The 16,071-nt window shown below is 61.9% G+C and carries 14 protein-coding genes and 1 pseudogene; 3 read left to right on the top strand and 12 right to left on the bottom strand.

What is annotated here, in order from left to right:
- Window positions 1-216: 216 nt before the first annotated feature.
- Both ACS5Q1_RS21670 and ACS5Q1_RS21665 read right to left on the bottom strand, forming a co-directional pair.
- Window positions 217-690, bottom strand: coding sequence for a MaoC family dehydratase (locus ACS5Q1_RS21670; RefSeq protein WP_473100116.1), 474 nt, complete (start codon window positions 688-690; stop codon window positions 217-219).
- A gap of 34 nt (window positions 691-724) precedes the next feature.
- Window positions 725-1,351: a TetR/AcrR family transcriptional regulator gene (locus ACS5Q1_RS21665; RefSeq protein ID WP_473100115.1), complete on the bottom strand. Its 627-nt coding sequence runs from the start codon at window positions 1,349-1,351 to the stop codon at window positions 725-727.
- 77 nt (window positions 1,352-1,428) lie between these two features.
- Between ACS5Q1_RS21665 and ACS5Q1_RS21660 the strand changes: the two are divergent.
- Both ACS5Q1_RS21660 and ACS5Q1_RS21655 read left to right on the top strand, forming a co-directional pair.
- A pseudogene (locus ACS5Q1_RS21660) lies at window positions 1,429-2,618 on the top strand (acetyl-CoA C-acyltransferase).
- A 55-nt stretch (window positions 2,619-2,673) separates the two neighbouring features.
- Window positions 2,674-3,489 carry an SDR family NAD(P)-dependent oxidoreductase gene (locus ACS5Q1_RS21655; RefSeq protein ID WP_473100114.1) on the top strand — a complete coding sequence of 272 codons (816 nt, stop codon included), beginning with the start codon at window positions 2,674-2,676 and terminating at the stop codon, window positions 3,487-3,489.
- A 577-nt stretch (window positions 3,490-4,066) separates the two neighbouring features.
- Here the strand turns inward: ACS5Q1_RS21655 and ACS5Q1_RS21650 are convergent.
- The 6 genes from ACS5Q1_RS21650 to ACS5Q1_RS21625 all read right to left on the bottom strand — a co-directional run bounded on the left by ACS5Q1_RS21650 (window position 4,067) and on the right by ACS5Q1_RS21625 (window position 9,533).
- Window positions 4,067-5,281: an NADP-dependent isocitrate dehydrogenase gene (locus tag ACS5Q1_RS21650; protein WP_473100113.1), complete on the bottom strand. Its 1,215-nt coding sequence runs from the start codon at window positions 5,279-5,281 to the stop codon at window positions 4,067-4,069.
- A gap of 130 nt (window positions 5,282-5,411) precedes the next feature.
- Window positions 5,412-6,116, bottom strand: a complete 705-nt coding sequence (locus ACS5Q1_RS21645; RefSeq protein ID WP_473100121.1) for a fumarylacetoacetate hydrolase family protein — start codon at window positions 6,114-6,116, stop codon at window positions 5,412-5,414.
- Window positions 6,116-6,868, bottom strand: coding sequence for an ABC transporter permease (locus ACS5Q1_RS21640; RefSeq protein WP_473100112.1), 753 nt, complete (start codon window positions 6,866-6,868; stop codon window positions 6,116-6,118). The genes ACS5Q1_RS21645 and ACS5Q1_RS21640 overlap by 1 nt, the downstream gene beginning before the upstream one ends.
- 11 nt (window positions 6,869-6,879) lie before the next feature.
- Window positions 6,880-7,680 (bottom strand): ABC transporter ATP-binding protein, encoded by an 801-nt coding sequence (locus ACS5Q1_RS21635; RefSeq protein ID WP_203441439.1) that lies wholly within the window; start codon window positions 7,678-7,680, stop codon window positions 6,880-6,882.
- 1 nt (window position 7,681) lies between these two features.
- Window positions 7,682-8,524 (bottom strand): ABC transporter permease, encoded by an 843-nt coding sequence (locus tag ACS5Q1_RS21630; RefSeq protein WP_473100120.1) that lies wholly within the window; start codon window positions 8,522-8,524, stop codon window positions 7,682-7,684.
- Window positions 8,525-8,537: 13 nt separating this feature from the next.
- Window positions 8,538-9,533 carry an ABC transporter substrate-binding protein gene (locus ACS5Q1_RS21625; protein ID WP_473100111.1) on the bottom strand — a complete coding sequence of 332 codons (996 nt, stop codon included), beginning with the start codon at window positions 9,531-9,533 and terminating at the stop codon, window positions 8,538-8,540.
- A gap of 175 nt (window positions 9,534-9,708) precedes the next feature.
- Between ACS5Q1_RS21625 and ACS5Q1_RS21620 the strand changes: the two genes are divergently transcribed.
- Window positions 9,709-10,401 (top strand): FadR/GntR family transcriptional regulator, encoded by a 693-nt coding sequence (locus ACS5Q1_RS21620; RefSeq protein WP_203441437.1) that lies wholly within the window; start codon window positions 9,709-9,711, stop codon window positions 10,399-10,401.
- A 221-nt stretch (window positions 10,402-10,622) separates the two neighbouring features.
- Here the strand turns inward: ACS5Q1_RS21620 and ACS5Q1_RS21615 are convergent, their stop codons facing one another.
- From ACS5Q1_RS21615 to ACS5Q1_RS21600, 4 genes are all read right to left on the bottom strand, one after another.
- The gene (locus ACS5Q1_RS21615) at window positions 10,623-11,840 is read right to left on the bottom strand and encodes a vWA domain-containing protein (protein ID WP_473100110.1); all 1,218 of its coding nucleotides are present in this window, start codon (window positions 11,838-11,840) and stop codon (window positions 10,623-10,625) included.
- On the bottom strand, window positions 11,837-12,751 hold the full coding sequence (locus tag ACS5Q1_RS21610) for an AAA family ATPase (protein WP_473100109.1): 915 nt from the start codon (window positions 12,749-12,751) through the stop codon (window positions 11,837-11,839). The genes ACS5Q1_RS21615 and ACS5Q1_RS21610 overlap by 4 nt, the downstream gene beginning before the upstream one ends.
- 112 nt (window positions 12,752-12,863) lie before the next feature.
- Complete coding sequence (locus tag ACS5Q1_RS21605) at window positions 12,864-13,670, bottom strand: FAD binding domain-containing protein (protein WP_473100108.1); 807 nt, start codon at window positions 13,668-13,670, stop codon at window positions 12,864-12,866.
- Window positions 13,671-13,681: 11 nt separating this feature from the next.
- Entirely contained in the window at window positions 13,682-16,045 is a 2,364-nt protein-coding gene (locus ACS5Q1_RS21600; RefSeq protein WP_473100107.1) for a xanthine dehydrogenase family protein molybdopterin-binding subunit, read from the bottom strand.
- Window positions 16,046-16,071 lie beyond the last annotated feature (26 nt).

Below are 16,071 nucleotides of genomic sequence, written 5' to 3'. Positions count from 1 at the left end.
AGCATCGAAGTCAGAGCGGAGTGGGATCGGCATGGCAACCCTCCTTGGCTCACCAAGTTGAATCACACCCACCGCAATCCTGGAAATCACGAACGAGTCAGACCTTCAGGGACCTGGTATTACATGTAGAAAGGTCAGGACTTGGCATATCTCGGAGGCAGACGGAGCATCCGCATCTGCGTGACCAACGGATCTGCCAACGACCGAGCTTGCATCTTATCGCTTGGCGCTGGACTGCCCTCGTGGAACCACGAGCTTCGACGTCAGCACCTGAACGACCTCGCCGCACTGATTGCGGGTTTCGCTGCGCAGAACCACGATGCCCCGGTCCGGCTTGGAGCGGGACGGGATGATCTCCATGACCTCACTGACGACATGGAGTTCGTCGCCGGGACGGGTCGGCTTCGGCCACGCGATCTCGCCTCCCGCGCCGACAAGGCCGCCGGCGATGGGCGCGCCGCCGTTCACGAGCATGCGCATCGTGAGAGCGGCCGTGTGCCAGCCACTGGCCGCGAGGCCGGCGAAGAGCGACCTAGCTGCAGCCTCCTCATCGAGGTGAAACGGTTGCGGATCGAACTCCGCCGCGAAGCGTTTGATCTGCTCGACATCCAGTCCGTGTGATGCACTCGTGAAGGTCTGGCCGACGTGCAGGTCGTCAAGAAACAGATGCTCTCGTTTTTGGCTGTCCATTTCTGCACCCTCCATTCATCGCTTCCAAGCAGCCTCATGAGTTGGGCGGGTTCATGACTGGATTCTCATATCTCTCGCGGGCGAGGCGCAGAGCAGCTTCTTGACCGGAGCGCAGAATCGCCTCGGAGAGAGTAGGATCCGTCGTGACACGGGCAAGTTGCAGCGTGCCGATCATCAGCCCGAAGATCGCATAGGCGGTTTCCGTCGCCTTCTCCTCCGGGAAGGACGAGGACAGTTCGGCCGCGATGATTGCGACGATCTCACTTGCCGCATCGGCCATGATTTTGCGGGTCTTCGGATCGTTGCGGGCGATCTCGGGCGCGAGTGCGGCGACGGAGCAGCCTGCCTCTGGCCGGTCGCGGTGCACCGTGCGCAGATACCGATGCACGATGGCCTCAAGCCCGTCCTCGCCACGCTCGCGGGCGGCCTTCGCGTCCGCGAGCCATGCCTCACGGCTGCTCGCATGGGCGGATGAGAGCGCTTCCCGGACAAGGTCGTCCTTGGATTTGAAATGGGCATAGAAGCCGCCATGGGTCAGCCCAGCATCGGCCATCAGGCTGGCAACCCCGGTCCCCTCGATGCCCTTGGCGCGGAACCGCGCTCCCGCAATGTCGAGGACGCGTTTGCGGGTCTGCTCCTTGTGACCCTTCTCGTAACGCAATGTCGCACTCCATTCCTAGTGGGCTTTACATTATCGTCATCATACTATATGTCAACAATCATATAACGGAGGCCCCGATGTCGTCGCATGATCCGGTCGTGATCGTTTCCGCCACTCGCAGCCCGCTCGGTCGGTTCCAGGGCAGCCTCTCTGGGCTGGGCGCCCCGAAGCTCGGCAGCCATGTCATTCGCGCTGCACTCGACCGCGCCGGGCTCGAGGCCGAAAAGGTCGATGAAATCCTCATGGGCTGCGTGTTACCGGCCGGTCAGGGGCAGGCGCCGGCCCGCCAGCTGCCCGCCAGGCAGGCCTGCCGGACGCAACAGGCGCGACGACCGTCAACAAGGTCTGCGGCTCCGGCATGAAGGCGACCATGCTCGCCCATGATCTGATCCTGGCCGGCTCGGCCGGAATCGTCGTCTCCGGCGGCATGGAGTCCATGTCCAACGCGCCGTATCTTCTGGCCAAGGCCCGCAGCGGCTACCGGGTCGGTCACGACCGCCTCATCGACCATATGATGATGGACGGCCTCGAGGATGCCTATGAGGGCGGGCGGCCGATGGGGGATTTCGGCGAGGCGACGGCGGAGGTCTATCAGTTCAGCCGGGCCGACCAGGACACTTACGCAATCGAGACGCTCACCCGGGCCCGTCAGGCCATCGGGGAAGGGGGCTTTGCAGCCGAGATCGCACCGATCGTCATCACCGGGAAGACGGGCGACACGGTCATCGACACGGACGAGAACCCGCTGAAGGTCTCACCGGACAAGATCCCATCCCTGAAGCCGGCCTTCCGGCTCGATGGCACGATCACGGCGGCGAGCTCCTCTGCCAATGCCGACGGAGCGGCGGCGCTCGTCCTCACGCGCCGCTCGATCGCCGAACGCGAAGGCCTCCCGGTCCTGGCAGCAATCCGGGGGCACGCGACCCATTCCCAGGATCCGGCCTGGTTCACCACCGCGCCGATCCCGGCGATCCGCAAGCTCCTCGACAAGGTGGGCTGGGGTGTGGGAGACGTCGATCTGTTTGAGATCAACGAGGCCTTCGCGGTCGTCGCCATGGCGGCGCAGCGGGACCTTGGCATCCCGCGCGACATCCTCAACGTGAACGGCGGCGCCTGTGCGCTCGGCCATCCCATCGGTGCGACCGGTGCGCGCCTGATCGTGACCCTGCTGCATGCGCTGGAACGCCGGGGATTGTCCCGCGGGATCGCATCCCTGTGCATCGGCGGCGGCGAGGCCACCGCCATCGCTGTCGAGCGCATGGCCTGAGTGGTCAGCCCATGGGCTCTGTTGCATCCCTCCTCTTGAACCGAAGGAACCTAGTATGAGCAAAGGACAAGGAACGGCGCTGGTCACTGGCGCTTCGGCCGGCATCGGAGCAGTTTATGCGGATCGTCTCGCCCGCCGCGGATATGATCTCGTTCTCGTTGCCCGCGATGAGACGAAATTGAAAGCTCTCACGGCCCGACTCGTCGCAGAGACGGGCGTAAAAGTCGAAATTTTGCGAGCCGATCTCGCGAATGCCGATGATATTCGTAGGGTCGAGACTCGGCTCCGCTCGGATGACATCGCCATGCTCGTCAACAATGCCGGTATCGCGGTTGCCGGGCCGACGATCGCCATGAATTCGGAGCGCCTCGACGCGATGATCCAGCTCAACGTGGTCGTGGCGACGCGCTTGGCACGCGCCGTTGCACCCGGCTTGGCACAGCGACGGAAGGGAGACATCGTCAACATTGCCTCCGTGGTTGCCATTCGGGGCGATCAGCCGGCCATCAGCGTAGGCTACGGTGCCAGCAAGGCCTATCTCCTTGCGTTCAGCGAAGGACTCGACAGCGAACTTGCGCCATACGGCGTGCGAGTTCAGGCCGTGCTGCCCGGCGTGACGCGGACGGAACTGTGGGAAAAGGGAGGGCTCGATATCAACGCTCTCCCGCAGGACATTGTTATGGAGACCGGCGATATGGTCGATGCAGCGCTTGCAGGTCTCGACCAGGGAGAGCGGGTCACGATTCCGGCGCTACCCGACGTGTCTGACTGGGTTGCCTTCAAAACAGCGCGGGCAGCCCTCCTGCCGAACGTGTCTCATCGCCTGCCGGCAGAACGCTACCGCCGCACGAGTGCCGACGGGGTTCGCTGACGCGGCCCTCCGGGTCCGCGAAGAGCGATGCTCTAATGATTGCAACAAGTATCAAGATGTTTGTTCGGGGCAATTGCATGTTTCCCGCGGCGCCGCCGCACCGTCATGAGGCCGTCATCGAGCCGCTTTAGGTCAGCTCTGTGGCCGCTTGGCCCGAGGGACAAAGACAGGCACGGATGTACTGCCTTCCTTGTCACCTCACCCAGGCGCGACAAAAGACGCTACTCAGCCGAGCTCTCAACTATCCTTAGCGTTCCTGTTGAGCCATTTGCGCAAACTTGTGTCGGAAAATGGCAATATCGGATAGCCCGCAATCCGGCAGAGCGCTTAACTAATGAGCACGGAATTAATGTAGAGGGATCTCTCTGGCAATCGTAGACGCAGCCCTTGCATAACGGGCCTTCCGCAAGTCACTTTGTGAATCGGCGGGTCGAACCATCCAAAAGCATCGCCGACAAACGTCATGTCTTGTCAGAATAAAGCATGAGCAATGTCGAGTTTGATGCGTAGGGCCAAGGCATCAAAAAGCCCGGCTTTGGGCCGGGCTTTGCATCGTTGCAGAGCGTGAGGCTTTGGCTTAGGCCGCCATGGCCTTTTTGAGGTTCTCGTCGATCTTGTCGAGGAAGCCGGTGGTCGAGAGCCATTTCTGCTCGGCCCCGACCAGCAGCGCCAGGTCCTTGGTCATGAAGCCGGCCTCGACCGTGTCGACGCAGACCTTCTCCAGCGTCGCGGCAAAGCGGGCGAGCTCGGCATTGTCGTCGAGCTTGGCCCGGTGGCTTAAGCCCCGGGTCCAGGCGAAGATCGAGGCGATCGAGTTGGTCGAGGTCTCCTTGCCCTTCTGGTGCTCGCGGTAGTGGCGCGTCACCGTGCCGTGCGCCGCTTCCGCCTCGACCGTCCGGCCGTCCGGCGTCATCAGCACCGAGGTCATCAGGCCGAGTGAGCCGAAGCCCTGCGCCACCGTGTCGGACTGCACGTCGCCGTCATAGTTCTTGCACGCCCAGACATAGCCGCCCGACCACTTCAGCGCCGAGGCCACCATGTCGTCGATCAGGCGGTGCTCATACGTGATGCCCACCGCATCGAACTTCGCCTTGAACTCGTTCTGGTACACCTCCTCGAAGATGTCCTTGAAGCGGCCGTCATAGGCCTTCAGGATGGTGTTCTTCGTGGAGAGGTAGACGGGGTACTTGCGGTTCAGGCCGTAGTTCATCGAGGCGCGGGCAAAATCCCGGATCGACTCGTCGAGGTTGTACATCGCCATGGCGACGCCGGCCTCGGGGAACTTGAACACCTCCTTCTCGATCACCGTGCCGTCCTCGCCCTCGAACTTGATCGAAAGCCGGCCCTTGCCCGGTACCTTGAAGTCGGTCGCCTTGTACTGGTCGCCGAAGGCGTGGCGGCCGACGATGATCGGCTGGGTCCAGCCGGGCACCAGGCGCGGCACGTTCTTGCAGATGATCGGCTCGCGGAAGATCACGCCGCCGAGGATGTTGCGGATGGTGCCGTTGGGCGACTTCCACATCTCCTTGAGCTTGAACTCCTCGACGCGGCCCTCGTCCGGCGTGATGGTGGCGCATTTGACGCCGACGCCGTACTTCCTGATCGCCTCGGCGGCCTCGACCGTGACCTTGTCGTTGGTGGCGTCGCGGTGCTCGACGCCGAGATCGTAGTACTTCAGGTCGAGGTCGAGATAGGGGTGGATCAGCTTGTCTTTGATGAAGTGCCAGATAATGCGGGTCATCTCGTCGCCGTCGAGCTCGACGACCGGATTCGCGACCTTGATCTTCGCCACTTTTGGCTCCTGATTGATTTGGACGCGGCGGTTGTTCCGCCTTAAAATTGCACCGCAGCACATAGAGATGCGCTGCGGTGTTGAAAGCCCCCTCGTCCGCATTGAGACGTTACAATACGGACGACACAGGTTAGACGACGACGACTTCGATCTTCCCGACGCCCTCGACGAAGCCTTCCATGACATCGCCGCGCACGACCGCACCGACGCCAGCCGGCGTGCCGGTCATGATAATGTCGCCCGGCTGCAGAGTGAACAGACCAGATAGATACGAGATCATCTCCGGCACCTTCCAGATCAGCTGGTTCAGGTCACCCTGCTGACGCAATTCACCGTTTACCTTCAATGTCACCGCGCCGGACGTCGGGTGGCCGATCTCGCTTGCGGGGACCAGCGGACCGCAGGGCGCGGAGGCTTCAAAGGCCTTTCCGACTTCCCATGGACGTCCCAGCTTCTTGGCCTCGCCCTGGAGATCACGGCGGGTCATGTCAAGACCGACGCCATAGCCGAAGACGTGATCGAGAGCAGTTTCCACGGGGATGTTGTCGCCGCCCTTGGCGAGCGCCACGATCATCTCGATCTCGTGATGCACGTCGGAAGTCTTGCCTGGATAGGGGAACTTGCCGTTCGTGACAATGTTGTCCGCATTCTTCTGGAAGAAAAACGGTGGCTCCTTGGAGGGATCGTGCCCCATTTCGATCGCATGCTCAGCATAGTTGCGGCCGACGCAATAGATCCGGTGGATCGGGAAGAGCTTGTCGCTGCCCTGAACAGGCAACGTGGCAACCGGTGCCGGCTGAATGACATAGCCGGTCATGGCGAGAGGGGCATTCATCATCTTACTCCTGCGTAATAGTCGACTTTTTTCTCAATGTACTCGATGGCCGCCGACATCAGCATCGCCGCAGCGAAGAGGATGATCGTCAGTGCCCAGAAGTTCTCCATGTCGAAGCTGCGTGAATAAAGCTCAAACAGTTCGCCATAACCGATGATCGCCACCAGAAGCTGGCCGATCACAACACCCTTTACGCCGCGCACAAGGCCGAGTCGGATCCCTGCGAGGATCTCCGGCAGTGCGGCAAGGAGAACGATTTTTCCGTAAAGAGCGAAGGGAGAGGCGCCGTAGCAGCGCCCCATTTCAATAAGCGAGTTCGGCACATGCTGAATGCCCGCTCGCGTGTCCAACACGATGATCCACACCGCGAAGAGAAAGACCGTGACGATGACCGTGGTCTCGCCCATGCCGAACAGAATCATCAACACCGGAACCAGGGCCGAGAGCGGCGCGCTGACGAAGATGTTGACCCAGATGCCGAACAGCTCGTCCACCGCCTTGAACCGCCCCATCAGCACGCCCAACGTGACGCCGACTACGATAGCCAGTGCCATGCCGACGGCGAAGCTGTGCAGCGTGATCAGCGCGGCTGCTTGCCATGTTCCGGTCTGCACCATCGCGACCCCGGCCATCAGCACGCTTGAGAGCGGCGGCACCAGGAACATCAGGCCGGACTGTCCGACCAGCTCCCAGATCAGGCACCAGACCAGGAGGGACGCCATCATCGGCACCCGGTAGCCGCAAAGTGTCATAGCTGCTCTCCTCAGTCCACGTAGTGCTTGAGGCCTTGCCAGATCTCCTCGACGGTATCGAGATAACCCTGGTCACGGCGGATGGCGTCGGGAGAGGCCGTTCGATCGATTTTCGGTTCGATGATCTGTGCGACGCGGCTCGGCCGGCGCGAGAGCAGCACGATTCGGTCCGACACGTAGACGGCTTCCTCGATGCTGTGCGTCACGAAGATGAAGGTCTTACGCTCCTTCTCCACCAGTTGCAGCAGGTCCTCCTGGAATTTGCGGCGGTTCTGTTCGTCCACCGCGGAGAACGGCTCGTCGAGGAGCAGCACCTCTGCATTGACCGCGAAGGCGCGTGCAAGACCGACGCGCTGGCGCATGCCCCCGGAGAGTTCGTGCGGGTACTTGTCCTCGAATCCTGTGAGACCGACCTCGGCGATATAGTGGCGGGCAATAGACTGGCGTTCGGCCTTGCCCATCCCCTTCAGCTCAAGCCCGAAGGCCACATTGCGCATCACCGTCGCCCACGGCATCAGGGCAAAATCCTGAAACACGAAGGCGCGTTCCGGACCGGGACCGGTGATAATCTTGCCGTTCACACGCACTTCGCCTGATGTCGGCTCGATGAGTCCGGCGATGATTTTGAGCAGGGTGGTCTTGCCGCAGCCGGAAGGGCCGAGCAGCGTCGTGAGCTTGCCGCGGGGAAAGTCGAGATCGATCAGGCGCAGCGCTTCGATGTCACCGTAGTTCTTGCAGATGCTGCGCACCTCGACGGCAACGTCGCTTTCAACCCGAGGCATCGCATGGATGGAAGCAGTGGGAGCAGTCATGTCAGCCTCTCTTCTTTTCAGGGCGCAGCACGCGGACCTCGAATGCCTCGAGTGCGGCGAGCGTCAGGGTCGAGACCAGGATGATGGAAACCACAGCGGCATACATTTCCGCATAGTTGGCCACTGAGCGATGGTAGGTAATGAGATCTCCGATTCCGGTCGGCGTGATCAGGAGCTCGGCCAGGATGACGCCGATGAACCCAGCCGCAAGGCCGAGACGCAGTCCGGCGAAGATCACCGGACTGGCATCGGGAATGATGATCTTGGTGATCTGCTGGAATCGCGTGCCCTGGAACGAACGGCACATGGCGACCAGCGAAGGATTGGCGTTTCGAACCGCCTTGTAGCCATTCAGGACAATCACCGGCAGGGCAAGCATGATGACCGCGAGGGTCTTTGCCACCAAGCCGATGCCGTACACGAACGTGATGAGCGGGATGAGGGCTGCCATGGGAGCAGATTGAAGGACAATGAACAGTGGTGCCACGAGCCACTCAGCCTTGCGTGACGAGCCCATCACGATGCCGAGCCCCACTCCGACCACGGCTGAAATGGCAATGCCAATGATCAAGGGCTGAACGGTCGATCCGTAAGCCACCAGGAGGCTGCCATCGAGCAGCATGGAGGCGAGGGCATAAAGCGTTTCGAGGAAGGTCGGGAACGCATAGCTGATCGGCACACGTCCGGCGATCTCCCAGATCAGGAAGAAGAGTCCCAGGGACACTGCCCTCACGGCGATTGGGTGGCTCGTGAACAGTCGGCCGAGGCTCAAGCCCCAGCCGGGCGGCGGATGAACGGCCCGCGCGGGGCCGTTCACTTGAGAATTCACCTGGGAGGAGGCCATCATGCCGGTCACCTCACTTGGAGCCGATTTTGGCAACGACGCGATCCAGAGAACGTGTGTCCCAGAAGTCCTCGACCTTCAGGCTGGCGGGTTCACCTGTGAGCTGGCCCGAGAGGGTATAGAAGGCGAAGTCGTCCTTCGCCGCCGCAGCACCGCCGCCGTTAAGCGGGAATGCCTTGCCCTTCGCGAGCTCGTCGAAATAAGGCCCGATGTCACTTGCTTGCGCAGCAGGCAGGTCGGGCAGCAGCTTGTACTTGGCGCGCCACTCGGAAACCACCGCCGGATTGGCTGTCACTTCGCGCCAGGTGGTGAGAATGGCCTCGACGATCTTGTCGACGTCTGCCGCATTCTTTTCGAGGAAATCCTTGTTGGCGAACAAGGCTTCATCGGTTGCGTTCACCCCCTCAAGCGGCAGGATGACGAACTTGCCGGGAGCCTGAGTCTCGAGCAGGCGGCGACCGGAGGAATCGACGATGCTGGCCTTGACGTTGCCTTGGAGCAGAGCACCTGTGCGCACCTCGGCGCCCGGGATGTAGCTGATCTTGGAGAACTTGATGCCCTGCCGCTGTTCCATCAGCTTCATGATGGCCTCGGTTCCGGAACCGCGCGAGTGAACAGCAACCTCCTGCCCGTCCAGATCCTTCCAGGTCTTGTAGAACTGACCGTTCACGGCCGGGTAGAAGCGCAGCGTTGAAAGCTGCATGAACATCCGGATCGGAGCCTTGACCTTCTGAACGAGTGCATAGGGACCGCCGACACCAATGTCAGCCTGACCGCCGACGACAGCCTGAGCGGCGATATCCTCGGATTTCAGATAGGTCATTTCGATATCGACACCCTTTTCCTTGGCGCGCTCGAAGGCCGCCAAGAGATGCAGGGATTCCACGCTGGGGATGTCGCCATAAACCACACGAACCTTGGCCGCTTCCGCTGCGTTCGATGTCATGAGCGCCGCACCAATCGCGAGAACTGCAGCGCTTGCCTTTAAGCACTTTAAGCCCTTGAACATGTTTCTCTCCCATTGTTTTGGGCGGTTCACCCGCTCTTGCTCTCAGTCGCACCTTTCGCGACCAATGCTATATTGGTCGCAATTGGCTGAATTGGTGTCAAGCATTATTTCAGTTGACGCGGTGCAATATTTAGTTAGAAGATCCAACCAATTTGAGATTGGTTGAGATCGGCAGATGCAAATGTACAGTGAGGCGGGATCCAATCGGGGCATCGTCACCCAGCTGAGGGCATACCTCGCGCAGGCCGAGTTGCCTGAAGATGGGCGCTTGCCGCCCGAACGGGATCTGGCCGTTGCCCTGGGCGTCACTCGATCCGAACTGAGGAAAGCGCTCGGGGCGCTCGAGGCCGAGGGTCAGATTTGGCGCCACGTCGGAAAAGGCACCTTCCTGGGGAATCGTCCCACCGACAGCCTTTCAGATATCGCAGCCCTGTCCAAGCGGACCAATCCGGCGGAGCTGATGCGCGCGCGCCTCATTATCGAGCCCGAGATCGCCCGCGCGGCCGCACTGACCGCGACGCCTATGCATCTCTCCGAGTTGAGACTATGCCAGACCCGGACTCAGGAAGCTGCAACATGGCGGCAATATGAGAACTGGGATACCCGCCTGCATCGCACCATCGCCGAGGCGACGCAGAACACGCCCCTTCTTGGACTGTTTGACATGTTGAATGCCCTGCGCCGGGCCGTAACATGGGGCCGTCTCCGCTCGAACCCTGTCAAGCCAGAACCCGATCATCACAGCTTTGCCGAGCACGAGATGATCATTACGGCTATCGAGAATCGCGACATGAATGGCGCTGCCGCGGCGATGCGCACTCACTTGCAGAGTGTGGAGCGCAACCTCTTGGCGCGACAGTCGAGTTAATGTTAATAATCCTAACATGGCACGGTGGGGCCTTGTGCCGTGTGCGCCCTTCACGGGGAGGGTGTGTCCAACACAAGGATCTGACTTGTGCTCAAAGCTCCGCGTCCGCCTGTAGCCACCCTTAGCATCAGCAAGAATGGCTTCCACCTTATTGGCCGGTGCTCGGTTGTTCACCGGAACGCGACGAAAATCGCAGTCGTTATCGGCGTGCGATTTAAGGCTCATGACGCCCGCAGCCATTGGCGCGGATTGTTTTGTTCAGTCAGCTTATCGGACAAAGCCCGACAGAGCTCCTCCATCGATGCCAGACTGTGAATCGGGCGGAATTCGTCGACGTGAGGCAGCATTGTCCTGATGCCGGAAGCCCGTGCCTCGAACGCGTCGAACCGGAGAAGCGGATTCAGCCATATCAGGCGGCGGCAGGAGCGTTTGAGGCGATCCATCTCGAAGGTCAGCTCTCTCGTCACTTCCCGCTCGAGCCCGTCCGTGAACAGAAGAACGATGGCGCCCTGACCGAGCACCCGACGCGACCAGTGACGGTTGAAGTCGTGCAGGGCATGGGCGATCCGTGTCCCGCCTTCCCAGTCCTGTACGCGTTTCGAGGCACGAGCGAGCGCCTCGTCCGGATCACGGCTCGCCAGCTCGCGGCTGATATTGGTCAGGCGGGTTGCAAACACGAAGGAGTAAACCCTCCGCCTCTTCTCAGCGATGGCATGAAGGAAATGCAGGAAGAGGCGGGAGTAGTCCGCCATCGATCCCGAGATGTCGACGATTGCGACCACCGGCGCATGCCGGACCGCGGGGGAGCGATAGGCCAGATCGATCACGGCGCCTCCTCCGCGCAGCGATCGCCGGAACGTCCTGCGCAGATCGATCCGCCGGCCTCTTGGGTCCGGCAGGAAGCGGCGCGTGGCCACTTCGTCGTCCGGAAGAGACATCTCGGTGATCACACGCTTCGCCATCGCGATCTCAGAGGCCGACATCTGCGCGAAGTCCTTCGTCTTCAGGATCTCGCGATCCGAGACGGTGAGGCGGGCAGAGAATTCGGTTTTCTCGACCGGGTCCGGTTTTTCCTGCCGCGGCGTGGCCAAGGCTTCGGCCACACGCAAGGCACCTGCCTGGGGCTTCTTCTCCTCCTTGCCTCCGGGGGCAATCGGCGACATCTGGGCAATCAGCTTCTCGATCAGGGCGCGCCGCCTCCAGAAGATCTTGAAGGCTTGGTCGAAGAGGATGCTGTGCTCATGTCGCTTCACGAAAACGGCGTGAAGCGTCCAGTAAAAGTCCTCGCGCGTGCCAATCCGGCCAGCCTCGACCGCAGCGATTGCATCGAGAACCGCGCCTGGGCCGACCGGCAGGCCCGCATTGCGCAAAGCTCGCGCAAAATAGGCGATGTTGTCTGCAAGGCGACCATCACCGTTTCGGCGGGGATTGCTACTCACTCGGAGATCCGCAGCGCGCTCTGGACAATGTCGAGCATTGCCTTGGCGCGGCTGCCCTGCATTTTCTGGATGTCGTCCTGATATTTTAAGAGAACGCCGAGCGTGTCCGAGACAAGCGTGGGGTCGAGCGCCACCGCATCGAGCTCCACGAGGGCGGAGGCCCAGTCCAGGGTTTCCGCTACACCCGGCGCCTTGAACAGGTCCTTCTTCCGGAGCGCCTGGACGAAGCCGACCACTTCTTGCGACAAACGCCCCGGTGCATCTGGAACGCGGCTCTTCAGGATGGCCAGCTCCCGTTCCGCATCCGGGTAGTCGACCCAATGATAAAGGCAGCGGCGCTTGAGAGCGTCATGAATCTCACGGGTGCGGTTCGACGTGATGACGACGATTGGTGGGTGATCCGCCCGAACCGTACCGAGCTCGGGGATGGTTACCTGGAAGTCTGACAGCACCTCCAGAAGAAAGGCTTCAAAGGCTTCATCCGTGCGGTCGAGTTCGTCGATCAGGAGAACCGGAGCTCCAGCCGTATCGGGCTCAAGGGCCTGCAACAGCGGCCGTTTCACCAGATACCGTTCCGAGAAAAGATCGCTTTCGAGCGTGTCTCGATCCACCGCTCCGCCAGCTTCTGCAAGGCGAATAGCCATCATCTGCCCGGCATAGTTCCACTCGTAGACCGCCGAGGCGATGTCGAGGCCTTCGTAGCATTGCAGTCGGATGAGCCGGCGGCCGAGCCCCGCCGACAGTACCTTCGCGATCTCCGTCTTGCCGACGCCGGCTTCTCCCTCCAGGAAAAGCGGCCTCCCAAGCTTCAGCGCAAGAAAGAGCACCGTCGCGAGCGGACGGTCGGCGACATAGCCTGTGCTCTTCAGAAGGGCTAGCGTTTCGTCGATAGAACCGGGTCGTTCAGCCAAGGGTCTCAATGCTCCACAAGAAGACATGCCCGGGAAATCCCGGGCATGGATGCCTCTGTGCCTTCGTCCAGTCTTGCAGTCGTCGCCTGCCAGGACAAGGTTGAGGGATCGCTTAGGCTCGAGAGGCTGCCGCCTGCACGGCGCGGCGGGCCATGACTCCGACAAGATGAGCCCGATAGGCCGCGTCTGCGTGGATGTCGCTGTTCATCTCGTCTGCCGGCACGGAGATGCCGTCGAGAGCGTCGGCCGCAAAGTTCTGGCGCAAGGCCTGCTCCATATCCGGCACGCGGAACACGCCGTTGGAACCGGCTCCCGTTACGGCCACCCGCACCTCATCCCCGTGCTTGGCCACGAACACGCCGACGAGGGCGTAGCGCGAGGCCGGATGGCGAAACTTCGCATAGGCCGCCTGAGACGGGATCGGGAACGAGATCTTCGTAATGATCTCTCCCTCATCCAAGGCTGTCGTGAAGATACCCTGGAAGAAGTCGTCGGCGGCAATCGTCCGCTTGTCGGTGACGATCGTCGCGTTCAAGGCAAGGCAAGCCGCCGGATAATCCGCGGAGGGATCGTTGTTGGCGACCGAGCCTCCGATCGTGCCGCGGTTGCGCACATGCGGATCGCCGATCAGTTCCGCCAATTCGGCAAGGGCCGGAATGGCCGCCTGCACCTCAGCCGAGTTGGCGACCTCCGCATGCTGGGTCGTGGCACCGATGCTGAGTGTGTCGCCGGAGCGCTCGATCCCGTGAAGTTCGGCGATCTGGCCGAGGTCGATCAGATTGGCTGGTGCCGCGAGCCGCATTTTCATAGTCGGCAGCAGGGTGTGCCCGCCGGCGAGGAACTTGGTCTCCTCCAGCTGAGTAGCGAGGTCAGCCGCCTGCTGGACGCTCGTCGGGCGGTGATATTCGAAAGCGTACATGCTGTCCTCCCTTATTCCGCTGCCATCGGCATGCGCGCCTTCTGCGCCGCCCGCCAGACGGCTTGGGGCGTTGCGGGCATCGCAATATCCTCATGGCCGAGCGCGTCCGTGATCGCGTTGATGACGGCAGGCGGAGCGGCGATGGCACCAGCCTCGCCACAGCCCTTGATCCCGAGTGGGTTCGAAGGGCAGGGCGTCATCGTCATGCCGATCTGGAACGACGGTAGGTCGATGGCGCGCGGCATGCAGTAATCATTGAAGCTGGCGGTCACGAGCTGACCGCTCTGGTCATAGACGGCGCCTTCGAGCAGCGCCTGCCCGACGCCCTGGGCGATGCCGCCATGGACCTGGCCTTCAACGATCATCGGGTTGATGATCACCCCGAAATCGTCGACTGCCGTCCAGCGCTCGATCTTGGTCACGCCCGTGTCGGGGTCGATCTCCACCTCGCAGATATGGACACCAGCCGGGAAGGTGAAGTTGGTGGGGTCGTAGAACGCTCCCTCCTTCAACCCGGGCTCCAGATCCTGGCCTGGGAACTTGTGGGCGATATAGGCCTGGAGAGCCACCTCGCCGAAGCCGAGTGTCCGATCCGTGCCGGCAACCCCGAACTTGCCATCCTTGAACTCGATGTCGCCTTCGGCGGCCTCGAGAACATGCGCCGCCACCTTCTTGCCCTTGGCGATCACCTTGTCGAGAGCCTTGGCGATGGCCGACATGCCGACCGCGCCTGAACGCGATCCATAGGTTCCCATGCCGAACTGTACCTTGTCGGTATCGCCATGGACGATGCTGACCTGATCGATGGGGATGCCGAGCCGGTCGGAGACGAGCTGGGCAAAGGTGGTCTCGTGCCCCTGGCCATGGCTGTGCGAGCCGGTGAGCACCTCGACCGACCCTGTCGGGTTGACGCGCACCTCGGCGGATTCCCAAAGGCCGACGCCTGCCCCGAGGGAGCCGACCGCTTGCGAGGGGGCGATGCCGCAGGCCTCGATGTAGCTCGAGAAGCCGATGCCCCGCAGCTTGCCGCGGCGGGCGCTCTCCTGCTTCCTCGCGCCAAAGTTCTTGTAATCTGCGAGTTCCAGTGCCTTGTCGAGCGAGGCGGCATAATCGCCTGTGTCGTAGGTCATGATGACCGGCGTCTGATGGGGGAACTGCCCGATGTAGTTCTTCCTGCGGAATTCAGCCGGATCCTGACCGAGCTCGCGGGCGGTTCTTTCGACGAGCCGCTCGACCACGAAAGTCGCCTCGGGACGTCCTGCGCCGCGATAGGCGTCGACGGGAGCCGTGTTCGTGTAGACCGCATCCACCTCGCAGTAGATTGCCGGGATATCGTATTGGCCCGACAGGAGCGGGGCATAGAGATAGGTCGGCACGGATGAGGAGAAGGTGGACAGATAGGCGCCGAGATTGGCGATGGTGTGAACCCGAAGGCCCAGGATCCTGTCGTTCTCATCGGTCGCCATCTCCGCATGGGTGACGTGGTCACGGCCATGCGCATCGGACAGGAAAGCTTCGGTACGGTCGGCCGTCCATTTCACGGGCCGCTTGACCTTTTTCGCCGCCCAGACGCAGACCGTCTCTTCGGCGTAGATGAAGATCTTGGAGCCGAACCCGCCGCCGACATCGGGAGCGATGACGCGCAGCTTGTGTTCCGGCGCGATCCCGATGAAGGCCGAGAGGACGAGCCGGGCCACGTGGGGGTTCTGGCTCGTCGTGTAGAGCGTGTAGCCGTCGGTGCCGTGATCGTATTCGCCCACCGCCGCCCGGGGTTCGATGGCGTTCGGCACCAGCCGGTTGTTGACGAGGTCGATCTTCGTCACATGCTTCGCCCGTGCGAAGGCAGCTTCCGTCTCTTCCTTGTTGCCGAGGTGCCAATTGAAGACGGTATTGTCGGGTGACACGTCATGCACCTGGACCGGCGCCTTTGTCGCCTCGGCCGTGTTCACGACGGCAGGGAGGACATCGTAGTCGACCGCGATGGCTTCCGCGGCGTCCTTGGCCTGGGCCAGGGTTTCGGCAATCACCACCGCCACGTGGTCGCCCACATAGCGCACCTTGCCCTGTGCCAGAGCCGGGTGCGGTCCCGCCTTCATGGGAGAGCCGTCCTTGGATTGGATCATCCATCCGCAGATGAGACCTCCGATCTTGTCGGCTGCGAGGTCATCTCCGGTAAAGACGGCCACGACGCCGGGCATGGCCTGTGCCGGGCCGGTGTCGATCGACCGGATCGTGGCGTGTGCATGCGGCGAGCGAAGGAAATATGCGTAGGCTTGGCCAGGTCGATTGAAATCGTCGACGTAGCGTCCCTGGCCGGTTACGAAACGCTGATCCTCTTTCCGGCGTACGGGGGCGCCGATTCCTGTTGCGGTCATGCTGTCCTCCCTTGTCTTCATCGGCC

This window comes from Microvirga sp. GN3 (assembly GCF_055792825.1).
This window is presented reverse-complemented; position numbering and strand designations above follow the sequence as displayed.

Excerpts from the sequence above, each read along its gene's own strand:
- ACS5Q1_RS21620 (WP_203441437.1), top strand. The coding sequence starts at position 9,709 with ATGCAAATGTACAGTGAGGCGGGATCCAATCGGGGCATCGTCACCCAG.
- ACS5Q1_RS21605 (WP_473100108.1), bottom strand. The coding sequence starts at position 13,670 with ATGTACGCTTTCGAATATCACCGCCCGACGAGCGTCCAGCAGGCGGCT.
- ACS5Q1_RS21645 (WP_473100121.1), bottom strand. The coding sequence starts at position 6,116 with ATGAATGCCCCTCTCGCCATGACCGGCTATGTCATTCAGCCGGCACCG.
- ACS5Q1_RS21630 (WP_473100120.1), bottom strand. The coding sequence starts at position 8,524 with ATGGCCTCCTCCCAGGTGAATTCTCAAGTGAACGGCCCCGCGCGGGCC.
- ACS5Q1_RS21600 (WP_473100107.1), bottom strand. The coding sequence starts at position 16,045 with ATGACCGCAACAGGAATCGGCGCCCCCGTACGCCGGAAAGAGGATCAG.
- ACS5Q1_RS21640 (WP_473100112.1), bottom strand. The coding sequence starts at position 6,868 with ATGACACTTTGCGGCTACCGGGTGCCGATGATGGCGTCCCTCCTGGTC.
- ACS5Q1_RS21655 (WP_473100114.1), top strand. The coding sequence starts at position 2,674 with ATGAGCAAAGGACAAGGAACGGCGCTGGTCACTGGCGCTTCGGCCGGC.
- ACS5Q1_RS21625 (WP_473100111.1), bottom strand. The coding sequence starts at position 9,533 with ATGTTCAAGGGCTTAAAGTGCTTAAAGGCAAGCGCTGCAGTTCTCGCG.
- ACS5Q1_RS21670 (WP_473100116.1), bottom strand. The coding sequence starts at position 690 with ATGGACAGCCAAAAACGAGAGCATCTGTTTCTTGACGACCTGCACGTC.
- ACS5Q1_RS21635 (WP_203441439.1), bottom strand. The coding sequence starts at position 7,680 with ATGACTGCTCCCACTGCTTCCATCCATGCGATGCCTCGGGTTGAAAGC.